Source organism: Herpetosiphon sp., from assembly GCF_003512625.1.
Lineage (GTDB): Bacteria > Chloroflexota > Chloroflexia > Chloroflexales > Herpetosiphonaceae > Herpetosiphon > Herpetosiphon aurantiacus.
Genome location: NZ_DOPT01000059.1, coordinates 338,840 through 364,174 on the forward strand (window position 1 = coordinate 338,840; position 25,335 = coordinate 364,174).

Sequence of the window (25,335 nt, forward strand, 5' to 3'; positions counted from 1 at the left end):
AATAGATCAGGCAACAATGTGCTTAATTATTGAGAATACAAAAATATCTACCATTCAATCATGATATTGGGCTATGACTAATATTCAGATTAATGTTGAAGCATGTTACGAACTTCATCAATCGTATATGGTTCTTTGCGCATATGAATCACAGCATGACAATTCGGACATACAGGGCGCAAATCATCAATGGGATTAACTTCGTAGTTTTCGCCAATAGTAGCTAGTGGCTTAAGATGATGGACATGAATAAATCCTTTTGCTAACTCTCCATAAACTTTGGCAAAATCGAAATGGCAAATAACACAAGTTGATCCATAGTGCTCAATACAACGTTGACGGGCTTCGGGATTTCGCTCATAACGAGTTACTAATGATTGATATTCTGCCCCCTCAATGAAAATCTCAGGGCTTGCTATTGGTTGGTGAGGTTGTGTTGATGGTAAGTCAAACAAATTTGCTTGGATTGCAGCTGACCAATCTTCTTCGACAGTAGATACATTTTGTATAGATTGTTTTCGTAGATCTAGGATAAGGCGTTCAGGATTTGATTGTATCCAAGGGTCAATAATCGAATTAAATTCTTCAATCCATTCATTAGAATTGAAACCATATCTCATTTCATATGTTGACGTAATTTCATCACTTTGAATAATTTTCAGATTATCTGGTAAATCAGGAGTATCCCAGTCTTTTACAATTACTGCTGTACTATTATCATCTATGAATCTTTCTTTTTTATAGCCTTTTTCTTTATATGCGATAACTAGATAGTTTCTTACTTTTGTAGTATAAACGTAATGGACTATTAATTTCTGATATCCTTGATTTATGGGCCGCATTATCTTAGTATCGGTTACATAAACATAGATAGTTGCTTGATCAACTTTTTGCAGAATAGTCATATAAAACAACTCCTACAATCAGAAGGATATTGCTTAAACTAAATAGAGCATAGAACCAAGCATAATCTATGCCCTATGTTCTATGCTCTATGTTCTTGGGCTAGCCAATCATCGTGCCAGCGACCGTATTTTCGCGGCGAGCCTCGATGACATCCTTGACGCGATTGAGTTTATCCAAAATGCGACTAAGTTGATCGATGCTCTCGATGCGGATGGTCGCAAGCAAGGTGGCGCGGCCATGATGTTTATTGTCCAATTGCTGCACCGCTTGAATGTTGATATTGCCATCAGCGATTGCATTGGTCACATCACGCCAAAGCCCGACCCGATCCCATGCTTCGATCCGAATTGGTACAGGATAGGATTGTTTTTCGGTTGTCCCACCCCAATCAACATCGATCAAACGTTCGCGATTGCGTTCATGCAAAACGTTATGGCAATCCATGCGGTGAACAGTGATGCCATGGCCACGAGTGGTATAGCCAATCACTGCCTCAGGATAAACCGGATTACAGCAGTGGGCGATGCGAGTATAGACATCGGTCTCGCCGCGCACGATAATTGTGCCTGGTTTGACTGGCTTGGAAGGCGGTGCAATCGTAGGAATTGCCGCCAATGGCTCTTCCTCAGCACCTTTATCGCTGATGACACGCTGAATTGCTTGGCGCGGCGAAAGATCTCCATTGCCAATCGCTGCCAGAAAATCCTCGCTATTTTTCATGGCATTGGCGCGAATCAACTCTTCCATGGTTGGGCGTACACCCAAACGTTTAAGTTCTTTATCAATTAATTCGCGGCCCGCTGAAATATTAACATCGTTCTCTTGGCGACGGAACCAGCGTTTGATATGGGTGCGTGCGCCGTTCGATTTAACATATTCCAGCCAGTCGCGCGAAGGGCCGCGCGGCACTTTGCTGGTTACGACATCGACAATTTCGCCATGTTGTAGTTGATAATACAACGGCACTGGTTTGTTGTTGACCCGCGCCCCAATACAGCGATTGCCAACCTCTGAGTGAATGCGATAGGCAAAATCGATCGGGGTCGAGCCTTTGGGCAGATCAATGATTTTGCCCTTGGGAGTGAGCACAAACACCTGATCGCGCAGCACATCTTCCTTGACCGTCTCGAAAAACTCGGTCGGATCAAGGTCGCGCTGGCCGTTGATTGCTGAGCGTAGCCACGCTAATTTGGTTTCAAACGATTGATCGTGTTTGTTGCCAAAGCCTTCTTTATAGCGCCAGTGTGCGGCAATCCCATATTCAGAAACTTCGTGCATTTCGTAGGTGCGAATTTGAACTTCGCAGGGTTGCTCACCTGGAATCACCACAGTTGTATGCAGCGAACGATACATGCTTTCCTTGGGGACAGCAATATAATCGTCGAATTCGCTCATAATTGGAATCCAAGTTGAGTGCACCAAACCCAGCACACGATAACATTCATCAACGCTATTGACCATAACCCGTACTGCCAATTGATCATAAATTTGATCAAGGCTTACACTCTTGCGCTCCATTTTGCGGGCGATTGAATAGATATGTTTCGGGCGGCCTGTTACTTCAGCTTTAATATTATCGCGGTCGAGAATCTGTTTGAGGCGGGCAATGACCCGTTGCACGATCCGCTCACGGGTTTCGCGGCGCAAGTTGAGCTGACGACCAATTTCGCTATACTTTTCGGGGTTGATATAGCGAAACGAAAGGTCTTCTAGCTCCCACTTGAATTGCCAAATCCCGAGGCGATGGGCGAGTGGTGCATAAACTTCGAGGGTTTCGCGGGCGATGCGTTGCTGTTTATCGGGGCGCATTGCGCCAAGCGTGCGCATATTATGCAAGCGGTCGGCCAGCTTGATCAGCACCACGCGCGGGTCATCGGCCATCGCAATAAACATCTTGCGATAGGTAATCGCTTGGGCTTCTTCGATGCTTTTGGCTTCCAACTTACTTAATTTGGTCACGCCATCGACGATATGGGCGACTTCGCGGCCAAAATCGGCACGAATTTGCTCCAAAGTAATCGGCGTATCTTCAACCACATCGTGCAATAGCGCCGCCGCGACCGATTCGGGGTCGAGCTTCATATCGACTAAAATATGGGCCACTTGCACTGGATGCAGAAAATAAGGCTCCCCCGATTTACGAATTTGGGGAGCATGGGCGACCTTGGCTACATCCCAAGCTCGCTCGATTAATTGAAATTCATCAAGCGGCCAATAGGTACGCATGCGGCTGATCAGCGCTTCACTTTCATGAACTAGCGGCGAACTAGCGGGAGTCGCAGTGATGTATTTTGTGCTCTCGCTATGGGTTGCATCATCATTAAAAGAACTAGGCATATGAGGTGCGAGGTCCATAATGACCCTCGTTTCTAGCGTCATTGCGCTGTTGTGTCGCGATACATTTTCTGCTGATTGTAGCGAACAGATTAACACGCCGCTATACACATGTCAAGCAAATCGTATGCCACAATGACGCACCGTGTTATGCAGATTACCCAAACGCCAATTGACACATTGCACAAATTAACATAGAATAGCTTTAACTCTGATTTAACACACCTCTTGGTCTAACACATACACGTTCGCCAACTTTTGCCCAACTAAACAAACTCAACTCGTCAACCAGACGAACTAGGTTTCCCCTCCTGCAATGATGCAGAATGCACCAATGAAGGCTCTCCCGCAGCGATGACGCTGGTGGTTTACCCAACGTTTCTTTGTGCTACCTGAAAATGCGCCATGGTATAGGGCAGCGTTGCTAACGCCGTCGCGTATTTGCCAACTCCCTGCGCGAAAGGAGACCTCGCATGAACCGCCTGTTGTATGACCCACGCTTTGAACACGATGCATGTGGCATTGGCTTTGTCGCTCGAATTGATGGAAAACCAACCCATGCAACAGTGAGCTTAGCCCTCGCGGCGCTTGGTAGTCTGACCCATCGCGGTGGGATTGCCGCCGACGGTCTGACAGGTGATGGCGCTGGCCTCTTAACCACCATTCCACGGGCATTTATGGCTCGTGAATTAGCTGCTCGCCGCATTTTGGCTAACCCGCAACGCATTGCCGTTGGCATGATCTTTTTGCCAACCAGTAACACCGAACGTGCCCGCGAATTGATCGACGATGCACTCGTCTGGCGAGGCTTACGACCGCTTGGTTGGCGTGAAGTACCGCTTGATCGTGAGCAACTTGGCCCGATTGCCCGTGATATTTGTCCACAGATTGAGCAAGTTTGGGTTGATCGCCCCGCCACGATGGACGACGATAGCTTTGAACGTGAACTCTACCGCGCCCGCCGCCGCGCCGAACGTACCGCCCTCGCCGAGAACATCGACCTCTACATTCCTTCACTCTCTTGTCGCACGATTGTTTATAAAGGCTTGATGCTGCCAAGTCGGCTCTCACTGTTCTACCCCGATTTGGCCGATAGCGATTATATTGCCAGCGCTGCGGTTTACCACCAACGTTATTCCACCAACACGATGCCAACCTGGAGCCGCGCTCAACCCTTCCGCGTTGTCAGCCATAACGGCGAAATCAACACCTTGGCTGGCAATGTGAATTGGATGCGAGCACGCGAAGCTCATCTCTCTAGCCCGCTGTTGGGTAATGTGCGCGAACTTGCGCCAATCGTTGACGAACGCGGCAGCGATTCAGCCCAATTTGATAATGTGCTGGAATTGTTGGTCCGCGCTGGCCGCGATGTGCGTCATTCCTTATTAATGATGATGCCCGAAGCTTGGGAACATATCGCTGATTTGCCCCAAGATGTGCGCGATTTCTACCAGTGGCACGCCAATTTGATGGAAGCTTGGGACGGCCCCGCCGCCATGACCTTCTGCGATGGCAAAATCGTTGGCTCAGCCTTGGATCGCAACGGCTTGCGCCCGGCCCGCTATATCGTCACCGATGATGGTTTAGTGGTTGTGGGCAGCGAAGTCGGCGCAACCCCAGTCGATGAAGATCGCATTATTCGCAAGGGTCGGCTTGGCCCAGGCCAGATGATCGCTGTTGATCTCATCAAAGGCCAATTGTTGGATAATACTGCGGTCAAAGCCATGTTTGCTGCCCGCCAACCTTATGGCCAATGGCTGCAAAACAAGAGTGTCGATTTGGCCGAGTTGGTCGAGGCCTACACCGAAGCTGCGGTCGAACTCAATCCTGACGATTTATTGCGCTTGCAAGCAGCGTTTGGCTATACCGACGAAAACTTGGCGATGGTGCTCAAGCCAATGGGTCGCGAAGGAGCCGAACCAATTGGCTCGATGGGCGACGATACCCCAATGGCGGTATTTTCGAACTTGGCTCGCCCAGTGTATGGCTACCTCAAACAACGCTTTGCTGAAGTAACCAACCCACCAATCGATCCCTTGCGCGAACAATTGGTGATGTCGTTGTCGATTCGCTTAGGGCCACGCCACAACATTTTGCTCGAACGCCCTGATCAAGCCCACCAAATTGCCTTGGCCAGCCCGATTTTGCGCAATATCGAGCTAGCAGCGTTGCGAGCTTGTACTGATCGTAGTTTTGGTACCGCCACCTTGGATACCACCTTCCCCGTCACCGACGATGTTCAATGGATCGAACATGCGCTTGATGACTTGTGTAGCAGCGCCGATCGCGCCTTGGATACTGGGGCAACCATTCTTGTGTTGAGTGATCGCGAAGTTGCGCCGCAACGAATTGCCATCCCAACTGTCTTGGCGCTCGGCGCAGTTCACCATCATCTAATTCGCACTGGTCGCCGTTCAACCTGCTCGTTGATTGTCGAAACTGGCGAAGCTCACGAAGTTCATCATGTGGCGGTTTTGGTTGGCTACGGCGCTGAAGCCGTCAACCCCTACGTCGCCATCGCCACGATTCGTGAAATTGCCAAAGAACGCTCACGCACCCCAATCACTGCCGATCAAGCCGAAGATAACTATGTGCATTCTTTGGAAAAAGGCTTGCTCAAAGTGATGTCGAAGATGGGCATTTCAACCGTCGATAGCTACTGTGGAGCGCAAATCTTCGAAGCGATTGGCTTGAGCGATGCCGTGATTGCCCGTTGTCTGACTGGCACGCCCTCACGCTTTGGCGGAGCCGATTGGCAACGTTTGGGCCGCGAAAGCTACCAACGCCATGCCCAAGCGTTTGGTTTAGAAAAACCAGCCCTCAGCCACCCAGGTTTGTACAAATTCCGCAAAGATGGCGAATATCATGCCTTCCAACCAGCGGTGGTGCACGCTTTGCAAAAAGCGGTGCGAGCAGCAGTCGATAATGGCGCAGATTTCGAAGCGGGCTATGCAACCTATCGCGAATACAGCGACTTGCTGAACCAACGCCAACCATCTGACCCACGCGATTTGCTAGATTTTGTCGCAACTGAGCCAATTTCAATCGATGAGGTTGAGTCAATCGAAACGATTGTCAAACGCTTCTCGACAGCGGCAATTTCCTATGGCTCGTTGAGCGCCGAAGCTCACGAAACCTTGGCAATCGCCATGAATCGGCTTGGCGGCATGAGCAATAGCGGCGAAGGCGGCGAAGACCCAGAGCGCTTTGGCACCGAAAAAGTCAGTGCAATCAAGCAAATTGCCTCAGGCCGCTTCGGAGTTACACCCAGCTACCTGATGAACGCCCGCGAGTTGCAAATTAAAATGGCGCAAGGCTCCAAGCCAGGTGAAGGCGGCCAAATTCCAGGCAATAAAGTTACTGAAGACATTGCCCGCACCCGCCATACCACGCCAGGCGTAACCTTGATTTCGCCACCACCCCACCACGATATTTATTCAATTGAGGATTTAGCTCAGTTGATTTACGACATGCGCACGATCAACCCCACCGCTGCGGTTTCAGTCAAGCTCGTCTCGGAAATGGGGGTTGGCACGATTGCCGCAGGTGTGGTCAAAGGTGGCGCTGATGTGGTGTTGATTAGTGGCAATTCGGGCGGCACTGGCGCTTCACCATTGTCATCGATCAAAAACGTCGGCATTCCATGGGAAATTGGCTTGGCTGAAACTCAACAAACTCTGATGATCAACCAACTACGCGATCGAGTGCGGGTGCGGGCCGATGGTGGCTTGCGCACTGGCCGCGACGTAGTAATGGCCGCCTTGCTTGGCGCAGATGAATATTCCTTTGGCACCTCAGCGCTGATTGCCGAAGGCTGTGTGATGGCTCGCGCCTGCCACAACAACACCTGCCCAGTTGGGATTGCCACTCAACGCGCCGATTTACGCGCCAAATTCCCCGGCAAACCTGAGCATGTGATGGCCTTTATGCAATTTATCGCCCAAGAAGTGCGTGAATTGCTGGCCCAACTTGGTGCTCGTAGCTTGAACGAAATTATTGGCCGCGTCGAATTATTGCGCCAACGCCAAACCAACAATCCCGACCACGATGCGCTTGATCTTAGCCCATTGTTGGGCTTGGCCAACGCTGGCCCACGGCGCTTCAACGGCATGCCGCAGTTGGTTGGTATCGATCGGCTCAATCAATTTTTGGTCGATAGTGCCTTTCCAAGTGCCAAAGCTGGTCAAGAAGTGATTATCAACGCCGAAATCACCAACGAAGATCGCTCAACCGGCATCACCTTGGCAGGCGAATTGGCGCTGCTCAAAAATACTGGTCACGTCAGCATGAATTTTGCTGGCAGTGCTGGCCAAAGCTTTGCTGCCTTCGCGACGCGCGGCATGCAACTCAACTTGGTTGGCGATGCTAACGATTATGTTGGCAAAGGCTTGGCTGGTGGCGAAATTGTCGTCAGACCACGGCCAACCGCCCAGTTCCTTGCCCACGAAGCCACAATTATCGGCAACACCGCCTTGTATGGCGCAACCAGTGGTAGCTTGTATGCTGCTGGCCGCGCTGGCGAACGCTTTGCTGTGCGCAATAGCGGCGCGGTTGCCGTAATTGAAGGCATCGGCGAGCATGGTTGCGAATATATGACAGGCGGCACGGTTGTGGTGCTTGGCAGCACTGGCAACAACTTTGGCGCAGGCATGAGTGGTGGTCAGGCCTTTGTCTACGACCCCAACGAACGCTTCCTTGGCCGCCTCAACGACGATATGGTGATCGCCGAACGGGTTGAATCACCACTGGTTGCCGACCACTTGCGCGAACTAATCGAGCGCCACGCGGCACTAACGGGAAGTGTCCAGGCCAACGATATTCTCGCCAACTGGGAAGATCAACAAGGAGCCTTCTGGCACATTATGTCCAAGGCGGCCCATGCTGCGGCTGCCCAAAATAACCAGCCAGAACTGGCTAAAGTCGCCGCTTAACGCTAGTCACTCCACACACACAGCAAGTACCAGCGATCAAGGATGATCGCTGGTACTTGTTTAAAGTATTAAGCTCTAGCGTAGTAGATTAAGCCAAGAAGTAAAAATTTAATAAAGAATGCCGTGAAGCGTAAGGATGCTCGTAAGGTTCAAGCTTTAGGCTGCTTGTTAATGGGCAATTCAGATTAAAGCCCATTCAGCAATTTTAGAGAATAGCTATGAGCGACCAACCCGCAGCTTCAGATTCAGCCGCATCAACCAATCTTCAGACAGCCCTCAACGCTGAGGTGGCGTTTGGTCTTCGCCCAACCGTAACAGGATTGGGTTTTTTATATTTGTTATTTAGTATTGCCCATGCGTTGGTTTTGCCCAGCCCAATTAAACTACCAATGGTCATCGTAGCGCTCAGTAGTGTCATTTTTTTTGGATTTTGGTGGTGGCGCTTGCAAAGCTGGCGGCCAGCCCCCGAGCTGACCCATCCGCTGGCCACGCTCTTTATTGTGGTTGGCGGCTTCAATAGCGTTTTGCATATCTGGCTGAGCGGCGAGATTCACCAAAGCACCAATATTGCCTTTATTTTAATTGGCACTGGCTGTTTGTTGCTTTCTTGGAATTGGTTCATCGTAGCGAGTGGGGCTATTTTGCTGGCGTGGATTGCGGCGATCATTTCATTGCCAACCTCACCGTTGACCATGCATTTTATTTTTATGGTGGTTAGTGCCACGATTGCCGCTGCCACAATTCAAGGCATTCGTTTGCGCACGGTCAAGGGCTTGATCAAATTGCGCTTGCAAGAAAGCACCTACAAACAAGAGCTACAAGAGGCCTTAATCCAAATCAAAATGAGTGAAGAGCGTTTTCGCGCCTTGGCCGAAGCAACCTCCGAAGGGGTGGTATTGCAAGATGAAGGCGTGGTGATGGATGCCAACGAACGCTTTGGCGAGATGTTTGGCTATCATCGTGATGAAATTCTCGGCCACTCGTTACGCGAATTTGTCGAGCCACAATCGCTGCAACGGGCAATGCAAAAATATAAAGATGGTGCGCCCTACGAAGTTACCGCACTGCGCAAAGATGGCAGCACCTTTATCGCCTTGGTGTTGGGCACCAATTTGCCCTATAGCAATCGGGTGGTGCGGGTTGCGGCGGTGCGCGATATTACTGAGCAGCGCCATTTTGAAAATTTATTGCTGACTGCCAAAGATGATGCTGAGGCCGCCAACCGCGCCAAAAGCACTTTCCTTTCAACTGTCAGCCACGAATTACGCACGCCACTGAATGCGATTGTTGGCTATAGCGAAATGATCTACGAGGATTTGATCGATCGCAGCATGCCTGAGTTGGCCATGGATATGACCCGCATTCGTAGCGCTAGCGACCGCTTGTTGAGCTTGATCGATGGCGTTCTGACGATTACCGATCTTGATGCGGAAGTTGTGCGTTTGGAGTATGAAACGATCGATTTGGCGCTGGCGATTGGCAGCATCAGCGACCAATTGCAAGCCAAAGCCCAAGATAACAAAAATACTGTGCAATTATTGGGTAGCCAAAACTGGGGTTCGATTATCAGCGATGATCATAAATTGCGCATGATTATTTACCATCTGCTGGATAATGCAATTAAATTCACCCACGCAGGCTTAATTAGCATCTCGGTGCAACGCTTGCAACACGCTGCTGGCGGTTGGCTCGAAATTGCAATTCGCGATACGGGGATTGGCATTGCCCATGAGCAATTTGAACGGATTTTTGAGCCATTTGTTCAAGCCGATTCCTCGGCCACTCGCCAATATGAAGGTACCGGTTTGGGCTTGGCCGTGAGCATGCGGCTGGCTCGTGCTTTGGGTGGCACGATCGAGCTTGATAGCCGCTTAGGGATTGGCTCAACGTTTACTCTGCATATGCCCGAACATCCCACCAAACCCAATGTGCCTTCACCTCAAATGTCACACGCGAACGTATAGGGTTGGGATATATAGTGCGCACAATCCTCGTTTAATTAAACCTTCAAGCTATGGGCTAAATCAACATACGTTGAGTTTTCACTATACCAATATTTCCTAACAGACATTGAATGTTGACAAAATCCTAACACTCGATTTATACTCAACATAAATCAAGTGTTAGGATTTTTTGGTATAGTGAAAGGTCGGTTTATGCGTAAGAGAATGCGTCCTAAGAGTCGGCTACTCCTGCTTTTTATTGGTTTTGCAAGCCTATTAAGTAGTCTACCAACTACCCTTACAGCCGCAGCTTCCCCTCATTCAATTACAACTACCAATGCTAGTGATGACTATCAAATTTTGATAAGTGGCCAAACTCTAACCGAATTATCAATTGAGCCAGCAACCGACCACGATTATTTCTATATTGATGTTAATGCAGGTCAAACGATTACTGTCGTAATGGTGCGAACAAGCGCCGATCAAGCATTAAATGGACTTTTAGATTTATTTGATCCAACAGGCGCGATGATTGCCTCTGATGATAATAGTGGTCATCGCGGCAACCCTTTAATCCAAGAGGTTGAGGCCATAACAACAGGTCGTTATATGCTTCGGGTACGTGATTATAGTGGAACCCGTACCGGAACCTATCAAATTACAGCGACTGTCGCTGAGCCATTAGTTTCAGGACCAAGTTTTGCAATAACTGATCTTGAGACCGATCCCTGTCCATTACCAATGGCCGCAATCACCGTACCAGAGATCGCAGATCCGACTACAGGGCCAAAAAATCCACAATTCGAAATAGGGAATCAAGCCTTACCTCGGACTGGTTATCCCTTAAATTGTGAATTTGCGCGGGATCGGCAGATTCTGGCAACCGCCATTACGCCTACAGCATTCACCATTCAAAATGCTGGCCAAGTGCAAACGACTGATGCCTTTGTGGTTGATAGCAGCGCTCAATATCTGTTGTTTGACTATATGGTTGGGCGAAAAACAGCGGATAAACCAACACGATTACATGTTGAGGTCTTGAGTGGGCCTACGTTTGCGACGATCACTGATCTTAGTCAACATACGATTCGCGGACAGTATCTTGATGGTTGGAAACGTGGTGTGTTGGCGGTCGATGCATTTCGAGGGCAAACCATCAAGCTGCGATTTATTAACGACAGTTCATCAGCTGCTCAGCCATCAGCACAAGTACGAGCTATTAAGCTGTCGATTGAAGTTCCCGATTGGCAACCATCGCCTGTTGGCACAACCGCAATTGAGTATAACGATAGCATGGGAGCACATGCTGTTATTACTGGGGCAAGCGCATTTTTGATTTCGGCTCCATTTACAATTCCTCTGCAAACCCAAAGTCTAAGTTTCAATTACCAAACTGGCCGACGCTTGAATAATGCCAGTGCCCCAATTGAGGTGCAAGTGCTCAATGGGCCAGATTTCATTACCGCAACTCCGATTGACAATAACACAGTCACAGGGCGCTTGAGTGATGGTTGGAAACGAGCGACACTTGATATCCAAGCATTCCGTGGTCAGGTTGTCAAACTCAAAATTGTGAATGATTGGTGGCCCAACGAGCCCCAAACAACCGCAATTGATAGCTTTAAGTTAAATCGGGCTGTGCCAGGGTGGGAAGTCACCAATGCCAATTATGTCTCGATCGAGAGCTTGCAGATTCCGCCAAGTACACTAACGAATGTATTAACCAACACCGATTTTGAAATTGGTTTTACTCCTATACCAGACATTATCCCTAATCAAACATTTGAGCTTCCAAGCAATCCGCTTCAAACCCTCAGTTTTTCAACAATGAGCTTGAATGGTACGAATGTGGTAACTACGACTCCCCCAATCGTTGTGCCTGAACAAGCCACCAGTTTACAATTTGAGGCATTAATTGGCGATAGTAGCAATCCAAGCTTGATTAAACCAGTGACGGTCGCGATCCTCAGTGGTGATGCATTTGATATTCGCGAATTGCCGATTGATCATCAAATACGTGGCACAATCCAAACCGGCTTACAAACAGCAGTAATTGATATCAAACGCTATCAAGGCAAAACGATTAAGCTTCAGTTTACCAATCACACAACCAATGCGCCAACGAGCCAATTGAGCAATTTTCGTTTAGTTGATCATGTGCCGCAATGGCAAGCAAATAGCCAAACCAGGTTAAACTTAATCAATGAATCATCAGCCAATCCAACCCATGCCTTTTTGGTTGGAACCCAAAGTAGCCTTCTATCGGCCCCATTTACGCTACCCACTGAGGCTCAACAAATTCGTTTTGAGTATCGTACTGGCCATACAGATAATGCCACGCGCCAAAGTCGGATTCAATTAACCGTCTTAAGCGGTCCAGACTTTGGGATTCGCACGCGGATTGATCAGAATCGGCTTGTTGGAACTGATGTGATCGGTTGGCAATCAATTGCATTTGATCTCCAACGATTTCAAGGCATGCCAATTAAACTCGAATGGGTGACTGAGTTAACCAATCAACCATATCTGCGCTTGGATAATCTCCAGGTAGGGGTGGCAATGACTGGTTGGCAAGCCAGTGAGTCCAGTGATATTCTGATTGAGCCAACAACCCCGACGTTAGGTCAAAGCATGCGGATTAATGGAAATGCTGCAACCATTACGAGCCAGCCATGGACTGTACTCAGTAATACCGTCAGTCTTAGTTTCGATTATAAAGTGCTAAGAATTAACGAAACCGGCAACGCGAACTTGTATGTGGATGTCTTGAGTGGTCATAACTTTGAGGTGATAACCCGCATTGATGCGAATGGCTTGGTTGGCTCGATCACTACCCCCAATAATGGATGGCAACGCGCAACATTAAATGTATCCCAATTCCAAGGGCGGACGATTAAGCTGCAATTTAAAAATGCGGGATATGCGATGGCTCAATCGTGGATTGATAATCTGACGCTCAATCACGGGCAACCAAGCGCGAGCCATGGTTCTGATGAAGCCCCTGACGGCAGTTTCCTAACACTGCTGAATACTGGTACTGCCCAATCTGCCCTCTCATCGAGCTTTGTGGTTGCTACGGATACCCAATTTTTGCGCTTCGAGTATCAAACCGGGACATTTGAGCATGGCAACGAGCAACGCTCGTTTGTCGTCGATATTCTCTCAGGCAATAATTTTGCAACTATCACCACGATTAACCAATCCTTGCCAAGCCGTTCGTTAAATGATGGCTGGCAAGTTGCCAAACTACCAATCAGTCAGTTCCAAGGGCAAACGGTCAAACTACGGCTAACCATGCCTTTTGTTACCAAGCGTTCGGTTGTTCGCATTGACAAACTGGCGTTGTTGAGCCCGCGAGCGCAGTTGACCACGCCAATCGCTGTTGATGGTACAACCTATTTAAATGTACCACTGACTGAATTAGGTGGCATTACGACAACCGCTAGCATGACCATTACCGCGCTGGTTGTTTATGATGAGTATGTCGATTTGGAGGGTATAGTACGATATGATAATGCTAGCTATCAATTAGTATCGACCGGAACGACATATCGTTCTATGTTGGGCAGTCCCAACGATAAAGTAGTGGATAGTATTGATCAATCGAATACTTTTAATCTGCTCCACTTTGCCGTACGAGATAACCTGCCAACGACGGCATCTCTTCAGCAGATGGCTATTGCAGATCCTGTAATTGCACTCTATCTCCAGAAGAAGAATACTCGTCAATTAACCGCCTTTGAATTCAGTATTGATAATACGCTTTTGATTAATGAGCTAGCGAGCGCAATGGCACGGTACGATACTGATTATTACCATGATATATGGTTTAAGAAAATAATTAAACCCTATTTAATTGAAGATATTGATATTACAGACTATTCAGCTAATACCAGCAATCATTCAGAACTATTACTGAAACATAGGGTAAGAACAAAAAATATTGCCTGTGAAGTTATCGAAGAAGTTGTTTATGCTATCGTTTTTAATGGGGACGCTGATATTGAAAAGCATCAGGAGCATGATATTTATTCAAGTATTGAAATTATGTATGAGCAAAGTAGTGGTAAACCAATTAATCCAAATAGTAATCCAGCAATATGTGATGGTTACTATGATTTACCAAGTAGCTCATCAATTCAGATAGGAACAATTTATCCTAACCCGAAGCAGACATTGAGTGTGAAAATTGCGACATATGGAACCGAAACAAATGGAGAAAAAGCCGATTATCTTACCAGAGGACGATATAATGGTAGCTTTTATGTAGAAAAGAAAAAATATACACCTCAAATTTATCTGAATGCCGCTGTTTCTCTTCCTAAAGTTCCAATGTTGGCGTTTCTTACTGGCAATATAGCATCAACTGTTGTTTCCGAAGGTCGAGAGGAATTTGTAGCCAAAAACCAAGAAAAGGTATTTAAGCATGTATTTAAAGGGATTATTGATCTTAATAGTTTTGCTACCCGCTCTGCAAATCATTCATTTGATTATGCAGTACTTGATACTGCTGGATATGATGCTAATGCTTTTTGGGGGATTAAGCACTGGAAGGGTGGTCGATTCAGTAGTAGTGCTATGGTTTCTTGGCATATCCCTTTTACTAATAATATCTATGATGCTGAAAGCCATTTTTCCGAAACAAATCATACAATCATTATCTATTTTATGAGCGGTAATTAATTTATCAATCATAAATCTAGTGTTCTTTTAATTGAAAGAACACTAGATTTGATTAATCAAGAGGTATCTATGAAACAATATTGTTATCGATTAAGTCTAATTCTATCAATATTTATCCTCGTTTCCTGTAATAATCAGGCTGTTATACGAGGAGAATCAAGTGTAGATATAACGATTTGCCTATTTAATCCACAACAAAAGCCTTTGAAAAACCAAGAATTTAAAATGACCTTGATTCTAGATGATGGCCAAATACTTACATCACATACTACTCAGGCTGATGCCCATGGATGTAAAGGGTATTCAATTGGTGAATTTACTAGTACGTACCCACAGCCATTTAAAGTACAGGTTAATGTATTTTATAAGGGAAAGGATAATTTTGTTGAATATCGACCAAATGAGCCAAAAACAATAATCAATATTGAAGTTAAGGAATAATATAATATGAAAAAGATATATATAGTTTTATTGGTTTTCATGCTAACATCATGTAATATTGAATTCGATAAAAATAGTATTAATAGTGAGTTCAAGATTAATTGTAGTACGGAATTTGTTTCGAATGATTCATTAGGTCAAAATAAAAATATATCTTTGCATATAAATAATATAAATCACGATGAATTATTATTATCTACCATTAATATGGTAAATTTTTCAATAGAATATCATAAAGATGATAATGGGTTGTATGTAATCGAGATATCAACGGATATTGATTCAAACTTGCTTACGAGTAACGAATATTCTATACGTAAAGTTGATATTTATGATAATAGTTATAATAATACATTTACTGGATATAATCGAGTTGTTATTAATAATGATTTAAATAGTGAGTTTTACTATAGTTGTAAGATCGAAAAATAAGCTGTATGATCTTTTATGATGTCTATTTTGGGAGCTTCCAGCTGATAGCGGCTAGAATTAATGTACCATGGATCGAACAGCAAAATAAACCAATCAGCCTAGCCTAGCATCCCAGTTTTTCTGTTCATTCTGTCTAGGATCGAATTGCAAATTACCCAGCTGAATGATACAAAATGCGATTCGATAGGCCTTAATGTCCAGAAAAATAGTTGTATTATCTGGAATGTTCATTTTGAGAGTTGAGTTATTAATTTTTCATTAAAAGGAGAATGATGTTCATGGAAGAATTTAAATCACATAGTGGAGCATATGACGCGTTATCAATCAGCAACGTTTGCAGATTAAACATCGTACCTATCTATTGCCAATTGTCATGCTCGATCTTTCATTGGAACAAATTAGCTATATTAAGTTGCGTAAACGCTTTATTTGGTTTGGCAAACAAGGCTTTGAAATTAATTATCGCCAGCATCCCAATGCTGCGTTACTTGGTTTCTTCTTTGTTTCCAAGCAATTCCAAGCTTGGCTCGATGCTTTTAGCGCAGCAGGCATCAAAATTATACCCAACGCATAGTTAGCAAAGGAACAATAGGTGTTTACGAAATTCTTCGATTGGATTTTAGGGCGAAATATACCAGTTGAACCATGGCATTTGCAAAGGCTGAGTTGGCTGATTACAGAATATCAGCTTGATGGCGAGTTAGCTGAATCCGCAACGAATTGGCTTTCAGTGGGCGATACCGCTGAATTGCTTGACCAAATGGTCAACGAGCAGGGTTTAATCGTGTTTTGCTACCATAATCAAGCATTTGCTCAAGCTGATGGCATCTGGTTTGAGATATTTTTGGATTATGATTTGGTGATTATTCTGGCCAACGATGCCGAAACGTTATTTACACCATTGGCTCAGCAATATCGCAAGCTTAGCACGAGCAGCATTCGCGATAATCGGGCGAATGATTTGCTGGGAACCAACGATGTGCTTTGGCCTGAGCAAATTATTCAGCACAAACGCGATTTACTGATGATCAGCCACGATGCTGATAGTATCTTTTTAATTCGACAGGATCAATAATTATGCGGAGCTTTACAGAAAGAATCCTGGCAATAGCAACTGGATTTTTAATTTTTGCATCATATTCGGTAGAATTTACCAAAACTGATCAATCAGCAACAAGCTACTTGATAACCTATAATAATGCAATCAATTTCCCAATTATTATTGTTTTATATCTGTTAACTGCTGCTTTGTTTTTTAAGCTAATTCCATGGCCTAAGATCAAGATGTTAGCAATTTTCGCCCTAACACTAGGAAATTTAGTATTTTTCCCGCGCTTAATTCGCCAAGAATTTCGGCTTAATGATACGCACTTAACAATTGTTTCATCGGGGTTTGTTGAAGCCTATCCATGGGCAGATCTCCAATCAATCATTATTTACAAACAAAAATCAGGCCGATCGACGATCACCTACTGGAAAATGACCGATACCAATGGCAATGTGATCGATGATGAGCTAGAAAATTCATTGATGGCGCAAAGTCGTGAAATTACTGAACAATTTGCCACCAGCCACGGCGTAACATTCGATAATCAGCTTCATCCATAAGCAGCATAAATAACGAATCATTTATTGAAGGAGTAGCACATGCGGCAGATTTGGCGAGGGGTTGGCTTAGGTTTGGTCTTATTGAGCTTCGTTGGGTGCAGCTTTGAATCAAAATTCCTCAATCAGCGGGCTATTGATCAAGTGCTCCAAAATGAGCAAGCTAGTTTGCTCCATACCATTAATACGACATCCAATACAGTTGTTTTTCTACAAACGCCAACTGGCAAAACCTGTCGGGTTTTTACTGGTGGTTCAAGTGATTCAGGCTTTAGCCAATCCCATGAGGGCATCTACTATCACTCTTCAGGAAATCAAGTCGTGGTGTTGAACATTGTCAGGCATTCGACCGTGCCAGCAGAAGATATATTTTGTATCGCGATCGAAGATCAACAACTACAACAACAAACTCAAACCATCACGATTCATCAATCGAATGGTCAAACAGCTTCGATTTCAACCAACGGCGCAGCCTATAGCATTACCGTTTTAGCTGGCAATCAACAATCGAGCACAGGCGAGTATCTCAAGGTTGAGTTTTTTGATGCAACTGGCAAGCTATTACACACTGAAACGCCAACCAATCGTTAAGAAAGGCTGTGAATGTGGTTTCGGCTCAAACACGAATATATCGCTAGTGGCCTATTGTATGGCCTAGCACCGCTATTGCTGTATGCCCTCTTCGATTCGTTTTGGCTGGGGTTAGGCTTGGGCTTTTGGCTGGTAGTTGGCCTGATTCGCTGGTTTACGGCGATTGTTTGGCAACCATGGATTGTTTGGCTGAGCTATGGAATCAGTTTTGGCTTGGCTGTTTTGATTATCGCGCTAGGTTTACATCCGCTCACGGTAATGGTGTATTTTTTAGGATGGCTCGCCGCAGGTGTCTTGGCGAGTATGGCGTTTAATCGCTATTAATATGCAAAAATCAGCCTCTGCCAATTACAGGCAGAGGCTGATTTAGTTAAGTCAGATCGTGATAGTTTAGCGCTTCACGGCTGGCAGATAGATTTGATACGATTCGACCTCGAATTTCCAACTGAAGTCAGCCGGCATTTGACGGCCATCTTTCGATCTAATTCCGTTGGCTCCGCCACGAATGGTCACGGTGTAGGTTTCACCATCGACCAGCGTAGCGCTAGGCTTGAAGCTAAATCCGATAATCTCAGTTTTATCAAGATTGTAGAGATAGATTGGTGTTCCGGCTACCAACTGATTGCTGGCATTGCGAACTTGGAAGGCATTCGTCAGCGATGCCTCGCTCAGTGGAGTTTCAAAGGCGGCCTCAATCTTGGTGGTTGTCACACCGCGTCCTCCAGGCACTGGATTCCAAGCATGTGGGCTTAGCGACCACGGCGTGCCCACAACTAACGGTGACCAAGCGCTGAAGTTGCCACTAAGATCATAGGCTCGAATCCCATAGAAGATCGATTGATTGTCTTTCAAGCCCCACAGTTTGGCATCAAGTTGGTTCGTCGCAGTAAAGATCATCTCTTTGCCACCCATATTGCGGGAGTAGAGGAACTCATTTGGATCATTGACTTCACCAAAGCCAATCTCATAGCCACCAAGGTCCATTTCGCTGTTCGGTGTCCACTTGACCAACAGTTGACCGGGCAATGGAGTCGCTTGAAGATTGGTTGGAATTTTGGGCGCACGCTGATCATTGACCACAATCAAGGTATCCAATTGTTGAACGGTTGGTTGATTATGGCCATCGTCGGCGAAGAGCGCCAGCTTATATTGACCACTTGGAATCTCGCTTAGATCCCAAACATGCTGGCCTGTACCAAGTTTGATGTTATCGCTAATGACCGTGCTCAAGCCTACATCAATGGGATCGGTTGGGGTGATCACGCTAGCATAGACCAGCGAAACTTTGGCGTTAGGGTCATCGGTATCGCGGGTCGCCCAATTAACCGTAACTTTGCTGCCAGTTGGAGCCGAGTTACATGTTACGGTTACGCCTGGGGTTGCCGCACCGCCACAAGCCAAGGTTGCGCTATCGAAAATTGGTGGGTTATTCAGTTGGTAAGCAACCACTTCGTATTGGCTTGGTGGCCCTTCAATAATCAAACTATACGTACCAGGTGTGGCCGCTTCGAGCATAAAGGCCAAGTCATTGCCTTCCGTAATCACGGTGGTGTAATCGCGAATCAAGGTCTGAGTTGTGTCATTGACATTGCCTTCATTGAGTTCCGTTCCATCAGGCAGAATCAAGCGGATAACTGGTTCAACTGAAGGAGTTCCACTAAAGTGAATCCCAAAGTAGCCACTGGCGGTCGAGGTAATCACCACTGGTACTGTAACTTCAGGGATTGCCGCAAACAAGGCACCACCCGATTTCCCTGGGTTGACAGGCCGTGAGATGATTCGTTGGCTGTAGCCTGGTTCGCCTTGCTCGATACTCTGCGCAATTTGGAGCGAGTTAATCAGGCGATAATTTTTGGGGTTGACGAGCTTGACAAAACCAGTGTTCAATCCAACCGGCTTGCTCAAATCAACAAATACACTCACTTTGAAGATGCCGAAACAGCAGCTCACGCGGCCCAACATCCCTACGGTCGTACCACCACCCGATTTTTCGAACTCGCCCATTTGGAATGAAACTGAGCCAAAGGTAATATTCTTTGGTGGTAAGGCTTTGCCGAACTGGCCTTTGCGCAAGCCAACCGACATTCGTGCTGAGCCAGCAAAGCGTAGTTTTTGTTTATCAACACAATTGGTTGAGCCAGCAGGCGTACAGCTACGAACCGTGACCGTGCCAACCCGCAGTTCCAAGCCGCCACGTACAATCACTGCTTCAAATTGGAACTTAGCATGCAGACCCTTGCCGCCGCTAAACCCAGCTTCGTGGCCAATTTCGACACTAGCGCTAGCAACTTCAAAAATCAATACCTTCATGCTGGCGGTCAGCGAGAACTTGAATGGATCAACCACCAAGGTTGCAGTTCCCTCTGCCGAAACTAGCGGAATTCCTGCGAGCTGAGCAACTGAACTTACTTCAATGCCAACCCCAATCGTGACCGAGCCTGACTTGAGCGAGAACGAACCACTCATCTTGGTCAGGGCAGCGCCACTGTTGGCCAACGGAATGCCTGGCGATGACTCGAAGGCCACCACGACATCCAACTCATTAAACACCCCGGTTGGCAAGGTTTTGACCGAAACATCAACCGAAATCGTTGAGCCGCCGCTAGGATCAAAGCCAGGCATGCTCAGAGTTGCCCCACCAGCAAACATGTAGCCAGCGCCATCTTTGCTGAAGAAGCCACGGAAACCAACAAAATTAGTTCCTGCAATCTTGAGCGGTGGCAACTCAATCCCGCCGCCAGTTACCGAAACTTCGCCGCGCCCACTGATGCTGAGGCCAGACACATCGGCGGTAAGGTTGCCCATCAGGTCTGACATCGAGAGTCGAGCACTATCGGCGGCAAAACCACCATCATCAAGGAAGCGGGGATTCTGCAAGGCCATGCTGAAACCAGCAATTTTGACGCTAAAGTTGGTTAGCGAGGCTTCGAAACGTTTGATACATGGTGATTGGGCACAGTTTTGGCTGCCAATCGGCGCAACATTCGGGCCGCCACGCACGACCATCACCAAGCCTGCACCAACACCGCTGTTACCTGGGATTTTTACGCTCAGGTTACCAGTCACGGTTAGGTTGAGGGTTTGTTGGGCCACGCCAAACTGACCAACGATGCTGCTGCCTTCCAACACGCCGCTCGAAATATTAGGAGTGCTGATCGTCGCACCGCCGAGGGCAAATTGCAACTTACCATCTTTATTGATGCCAAATTTGAAGCCAGTAATACCTGCTGCCGATTGACCGCCCATATCGCTTGACCACAGCAGATCAACCGCACTTGCTTTCAAGCCATAGAAATTTTCTACTGTATCGCCGATTAAGCTCAACCCGCGCAGGCGAAAATTCAACGGCCCCATTGCAACGGTGGTTTCAGCAACAGTAGCACTGAAAACAGGCTTGAAAACACCGTTGACTTTGACGGCACTAAATGTCAGGGTTACTTCGCGCGGCGTGGCTGATTCTGGTTGGTTCAGCACATTGCCAAAAATCAAGGTTGAGTTGACGCTAACGGTTGACGTACCAGTCGCATTATCATGGCCAATGCTCAAGGTTTGGTCGGTCATGCTAAAGTTGCCGCCAAATTTCCAATCGGGAATTGGCACCGAGCCGCCGCCAATGCTAAAGCTGCGGTTCGCATACTTGAGATTTTGCAGCGAAAAGACCAAATTTGGCTTAGCCGGATCAAGGTTTGGTAAATCGGGATTAGCCGCTCGTGAAACTTCGACCAAACCAGCTTCAAAAGAGCCAGTTGATAGCGCAATCTCTTTGACTGCAACACTCATGCCAGCCAATGACATGGTGAAATTATCGACATTGCCTGAGAGCACGCCTTGTTGCGAATATTTGAGATTCACCACAATATTGAGATTGGGATTCTCAGACGTGCTTGGGTTTAATGCTGCGATGTTGAGGTTAATCGGCAGCTCAGCCCGAAATTCTGCTGCGGCCAGATCGAACACAAAGCTCAGATCTTCGGTCTCGCTGGGGTCGGTCGTCTTATAAAAACTGCGCACACCCGAGCGATCAAGAAAGTGCAGGCTGATCGTGCTATTGGCGATTACGCCGATTGGATCAGCACTGCTTTGATCATTGGTAATCGTTAGGCCAGTCGTATCAACCTCAAACACCTCTTTCGGCGTGTTGTTGGCATTATAGGTTGAGGCAACTAGCGGCAAGCTAGCATTATCGCCAATAAATTTAACTGCGCCCGACAGCACCGACTGATCGGCAGTGAACACAAACTCGCCAAGGTTCGCGCCAACCGCGCCAGCGCTGATCAATGGTGGCGCATCACCAATCGCCAGCGTTACATCATCGCGAGCAATAAAGTGTGTGGGATCGGTTGCAACAAACGTATTAGCACAAATCTTCAAAGCATCAGCCATCCGACACTCGCGGGTTTGGGCCGATGATGATGTGGTTAAGAACGTTGTGAGTAGCACCATAAGCCCTACAAGGCCGCTACTCACCAACAACTGACTGCGAAATTGCCATGAACTACGATTAATCATCGCTCCTCCTAATAACCGAAAAACCAAGACCGCTTTGGCTGGACAACGATAGAGAAACACACGCTCTATTTATGGTTTGGAATGATTGGGCCGTTGGAATCATGGAAATTAGGATACGAGAATACTTGGCAAGCCACACCTAGCCTAGGCTAGGAATTGGGGCTATCAAAAGGTAGTTGGGACCCCTAACGAAAGATAGGATTGACACATTACTGGGTCAGATCAAAGCCATGTTTGATGGCATACAGCGCCGCTTGAGTTCGATCGGCCACCGCCAACTTGGTGAGTATGGTGCTCACATAGCCTTTAACTGTGCCCTCGGTCAGATGCAGCGAACGAGCAATTTCTTTATTGCTCAAACCGCCGACAATCCCATCGAGCACACTGCGCTCACGCTCAGTTAGGCTTGGCAACAGCGAAGGCGGAGCGGTTGATTGACGCATCAAGGTGCGCTGGGCTTCGGCATGTAAAAATGGCTGGCCGTTCGCAACTGTGCGAATTGCCAGAAACAACTCGGCCTTGAGCACATTTTTCAGCAGGTAGCCACTAGCACCCGCCTGAATTGCCTTGCTGACCCATTGATCATCACTAAAACTGGTCAGGACGATAATTCGGCTGCTGGGCATGAGACTTTGAAGCGCTTGAGTGGCCTGAATGCCATCGACATTGGGCATCACAAGATCCATCAAAATAACATGTGGCCGCACAACTGCTGCCAATTCGATCGCGTCGGCTCCATTTTGAGCCTCGCCGACAATCAAAAATTCGGTATCTTCGGCTAAGAGGGTACGCAGCCCTTCACGCACAATGGCATGGTCGTCAACAAGCATAATTCGGATAATGTTGGTCATGGCTCGCTCCTAACATGAGGTGCTTCGCGCGGGATGATCGCTTGCACCACCGTTCCTGCGGTTGCTCCGAGAGTCATCGTCAGTGTTCCGCCACAGGCTTCAACCCGTTTACGCATGCTGTAGAGACCTAAGCCTTGGCTCACTGACTGGCTCGATTGATCGAAGCCAATCCCATCGTCCTGAACGCTCAAGATCAACCGATTTCCATGAACGCGAAGGGTTACCGCCACATGACTGGCCTGGGCATGTTTGCTGACATTATTTAGTGCTTCTTGGATAATTCGATAAAGTGCATCTTCACAGACAGCTGACTGTTGCTCGTAACTGGTCGTATCAAAGCTAACCTGAAGCTGCTCGCCAATCACCTCGGTGGCATATTTATGCAATCGTTGCAGTAATTTACTTGGTTGATCGGGGGCTGAAGATGGTGTTGGTTGAGCATAAAGCACAGCCTGCGGATGCTCACGCTCAATCGGATGCAGATCGGTCAATAATGAACGCATTTCGGCCAGCGCTAGTTGGCTCAATTCGATCAAGCGATTAACGCGGCGCTCGCCTTCAGCCGGATCACGCTGCCATGCCGAGGTAACGGTTTGCGAGATCAACGTAATGCTGAAGATCATTTGGGTTACCGAATCATGCAGATCGCGGGCGAGTCGCTGGCGCTCATCCAACACCGCAATCCGTTCGCCGTGGGCATACAGCAGCCGTTGTTGGCGACGATTGTCAATGACGATCGCTAGATGTTCGGCGGTAACTTGATAAGGATGGAGATCGGCCTGTGACCACGCGTGCGGCTTGGCAGCAGTCAACACAACCAAGCCAATCCGCTGGTTGCGCACAATTAGCGGGATAAAGGCCATCGCCAGCCGCTGTTCAGCTTCTTGCATACGCCGCAAGCTAGGCGCAACCCGTGGATCAGTACGCACATCGGCAATTGTTACGGTCTCGCCAGCATCAAGCAAATCGTCTAAGGCATCACGTTCATGGGGCTGGCGATCGTGGTGCGAGGATAAGCCATGTTCTGGCGACCAACGCCCTTTGACCGTGCGAGCCACAAACTGGCCTTGGGCATCAAATTCATACAACACAACCGTGCAGGCATAACGCCGGCGGGCAGCAATATGATTGAGGTAGGCCGCCACCACCTCGGCGACTGTGCGAGCACTACTAATGTTGTGGCTGGTCTCAAACATCAATTTGGTTTCGGCCAAATGGTGCTGAAGCTGATCAAACAGACAAGCATTTTCAATCGCCACGCCCAGCTGATCAGCCACAATCGCCAAATTGGTGGAATCATCAGCCAGCACCTGGCGCTGCGATTCGATGTAGAGAATTCCTTCAAGCTGCTCGCTAATAATGATCGGAATCGCCAAATGCGATAAACCTGGTGCATTATCGATCCAAATCAGCTGACGGAGCTGCACCGCTGCCCCAATAATGCCTTGGTCAGGCGGAAAAAGCGTATCAAGCTCCAACGGAAGCGTAGCTGGGCCAATTCCTGCCCGACAGATCAAGCCATCAGCCTCAGGCCGATTGACCAACAACAAGCGCAGAGTCGAAAACTTAAAGTCCTCGCTAATAATCACGAGGGCATGCTGCAATAATGCTGTGAGGTCAAGATGTTGCGCCATGAGGTGAGCAATTCGGTTGAGCGTGCTTAGACAGGCTCGCCAATCGGTGGAGATCGAATTGATTGCCGCTGGTAGGCTTGCGGAAGCCCGAGCGGGATCTGGTATATCCATTCACCTACATCCTTAAGCTAGTGGAAATGGTGTATTTCATCAACAAACGTTACTCTCTCACCCACGACGGTGGGCGAGGGACGTTTGATTGGTGGTTGCCTCTCGCCTCGCGTGCGGCAGCGGGGGCAAGGGGGTGAGGGCATGAACATCGGCGGCAAATCCCGCTCGATCATTGTTAAAAACCTATCCTTGCAAGGAGGGGGGATGAGGTGAGGAAATCGAATTCCTTGCTCATCCAATCAGTCACAGATCGGCTTCAGTGGCGCTGTGGCATCGTTCGGATCGAGGGCTATACGCAACAATAACATCAAATTATGCCCTTTTAATCATCAGGGCAGGCGATTAAAAGCTTGGAATACGCTTA

At 47.4% G+C, this 25,335-nt stretch carries 14 protein-coding genes; 9 read left to right on the forward strand and 5 right to left on the reverse strand.

Going from position 1 to position 25,335, the window contains the following annotated elements:
• Positions 1 to 89: 89 nt before the first annotated feature.
• Positions 90 to 905, reverse strand: a complete 816-nt coding sequence (locus DEF47_RS14015) for an HNH endonuclease (RefSeq protein ID WP_012191998.1) — start codon at positions 903 to 905, stop codon at positions 90 to 92.
• A 100-nt stretch (positions 906 to 1,005) separates the two neighbouring features.
• Positions 1,006 to 3,243, reverse strand: coding sequence for a RelA/SpoT family protein (locus DEF47_RS14020; RefSeq protein WP_287045187.1), 2,238 nt, complete (start codon positions 3,241 to 3,243; stop codon positions 1,006 to 1,008).
• Between the two features lie 470 nt (positions 3,244 to 3,713).
• On the opposite strand from DEF47_RS14020, the gene gltB reads away from it, so the two are divergent.
• The 9 genes from gltB (at position 3,714) to DEF47_RS14065 (ending at position 18,190) form a co-directional block, all read left to right on the forward strand.
• A complete protein-coding gene (gene gltB / locus DEF47_RS14025) occupies positions 3,714 to 8,171 on the forward strand; it encodes a glutamate synthase large subunit (RefSeq protein WP_012192000.1) in 4,458 nt (1,485 codons plus the stop codon).
• A gap of 218 nt (positions 8,172 to 8,389) precedes the next feature.
• Positions 8,390 to 10,135, forward strand: coding sequence for a sensor histidine kinase (locus tag DEF47_RS14030; protein WP_012192001.1), 1,746 nt, complete (start codon positions 8,390 to 8,392; stop codon positions 10,133 to 10,135).
• Positions 10,136 to 10,327: 192 nt separating this feature from the next.
• On the forward strand, positions 10,328 to 14,797 hold the full coding sequence (locus tag DEF47_RS14035) for a peptidase domain-containing protein (RefSeq protein WP_012192002.1): 4,470 nt from the start codon (positions 10,328 to 10,330) through the stop codon (positions 14,795 to 14,797).
• Positions 14,798 to 14,866: 69 nt separating this feature from the next.
• Positions 14,867 to 15,238 (forward strand): hypothetical protein, encoded by a 372-nt coding sequence (locus DEF47_RS14040; protein WP_041304894.1) that lies wholly within the window; start codon positions 14,867 to 14,869, stop codon positions 15,236 to 15,238.
• 766 nt (positions 15,239 to 16,004) lie between these two features.
• Positions 16,005 to 16,244, forward strand: a complete 240-nt coding sequence (locus DEF47_RS14045; RefSeq protein WP_041304898.1) for a hypothetical protein — start codon at positions 16,005 to 16,007, stop codon at positions 16,242 to 16,244.
• A gap of 18 nt (positions 16,245 to 16,262) precedes the next feature.
• Positions 16,263 to 16,745 (forward strand): hypothetical protein, encoded by a 483-nt coding sequence (locus tag DEF47_RS14050; protein WP_012192004.1) that lies wholly within the window; start codon positions 16,263 to 16,265, stop codon positions 16,743 to 16,745.
• 2 nt (positions 16,746 to 16,747) lie between these two features.
• Entirely contained in the window at positions 16,748 to 17,278 is a 531-nt protein-coding gene (locus tag DEF47_RS14055; protein ID WP_012192005.1) for a hypothetical protein, read from the forward strand.
• 39 nt (positions 17,279 to 17,317) lie between these two features.
• Entirely contained in the window at positions 17,318 to 17,866 is a 549-nt protein-coding gene (locus DEF47_RS14060; RefSeq protein WP_012192006.1) for a hypothetical protein, read from the forward strand.
• A gap of 12 nt (positions 17,867 to 17,878) precedes the next feature.
• Entirely contained in the window at positions 17,879 to 18,190 is a 312-nt protein-coding gene (locus DEF47_RS14065) for a hypothetical protein (RefSeq protein ID WP_012192007.1), read from the forward strand.
• 66 nt (positions 18,191 to 18,256) lie between these two features.
• On the opposite strand, the gene DEF47_RS14070 is transcribed toward DEF47_RS14065, so the two are convergent.
• The 3 genes from DEF47_RS14070 to DEF47_RS14080 form a co-directional block, all read right to left on the reverse strand.
• Positions 18,257 to 22,375 carry an Ig-like domain-containing domain gene (locus tag DEF47_RS14070; protein ID WP_012192008.1) on the reverse strand — a complete coding sequence of 1,373 codons (4,119 nt, stop codon included), beginning with the start codon at positions 22,373 to 22,375 and terminating at the stop codon, positions 18,257 to 18,259.
• 209 nt (positions 22,376 to 22,584) lie between these two features.
• Entirely contained in the window at positions 22,585 to 23,226 is a 642-nt protein-coding gene (locus DEF47_RS14075) for a response regulator (protein WP_012192009.1), read from the reverse strand.
• Entirely contained in the window at positions 23,223 to 24,971 is a 1,749-nt protein-coding gene (locus tag DEF47_RS14080; protein WP_012192010.1) for a sensor histidine kinase, read from the reverse strand. The genes DEF47_RS14075 and DEF47_RS14080 overlap by 4 nt, the downstream gene beginning before the upstream one ends.
• Between the last annotated feature and the right edge of the window lie 364 nt (positions 24,972 to 25,335).

Bases quoted from the DNA above. Each gene is read 5' to 3' on its own strand.
- DEF47_RS14060 (WP_012192006.1), top strand. From the start codon at position 17,318: ATGCGGCAGATTTGGCGAGGGGTTGGCTTAGGTTTGGTCTTATTGAGC.
- DEF47_RS14035 (WP_012192002.1), top strand. From the start codon at position 10,328: ATGCGTAAGAGAATGCGTCCTAAGAGTCGGCTACTCCTGCTTTTTATT.
- DEF47_RS14055 (WP_012192005.1), top strand. From the start codon at position 16,748: ATGCGGAGCTTTACAGAAAGAATCCTGGCAATAGCAACTGGATTTTTA.
- DEF47_RS14030 (WP_012192001.1), top strand. From the start codon at position 8,390: ATGAGCGACCAACCCGCAGCTTCAGATTCAGCCGCATCAACCAATCTT.
- DEF47_RS14015 (WP_012191998.1), bottom strand. From the start codon at position 905: ATGACTATTCTGCAAAAAGTTGATCAAGCAACTATCTATGTTTATGTA.
- DEF47_RS14075 (WP_012192009.1), bottom strand. From the start codon at position 23,226: ATGACCAACATTATCCGAATTATGCTTGTTGACGACCATGCCATTGTG.
- DEF47_RS14065 (WP_012192007.1), top strand. From the start codon at position 17,879: ATGTGGTTTCGGCTCAAACACGAATATATCGCTAGTGGCCTATTGTAT.
- DEF47_RS14070 (WP_012192008.1), bottom strand. From the start codon at position 22,375: ATGATTAATCGTAGTTCATGGCAATTTCGCAGTCAGTTGTTGGTGAGT.
- gltB (WP_012192000.1), top strand. From the start codon at position 3,714: ATGAACCGCCTGTTGTATGACCCACGCTTTGAACACGATGCATGTGGC.
- DEF47_RS14040 (WP_041304894.1), top strand. From the start codon at position 14,867: ATGAAACAATATTGTTATCGATTAAGTCTAATTCTATCAATATTTATC.
- DEF47_RS14080 (WP_012192010.1), bottom strand. From the start codon at position 24,971: ATGGATATACCAGATCCCGCTCGGGCTTCCGCAAGCCTACCAGCGGCA.
- DEF47_RS14020 (WP_287045187.1), bottom strand. From the start codon at position 3,243: ATGCCTAGTTCTTTTAATGATGATGCAACCCATAGCGAGAGCACAAAA.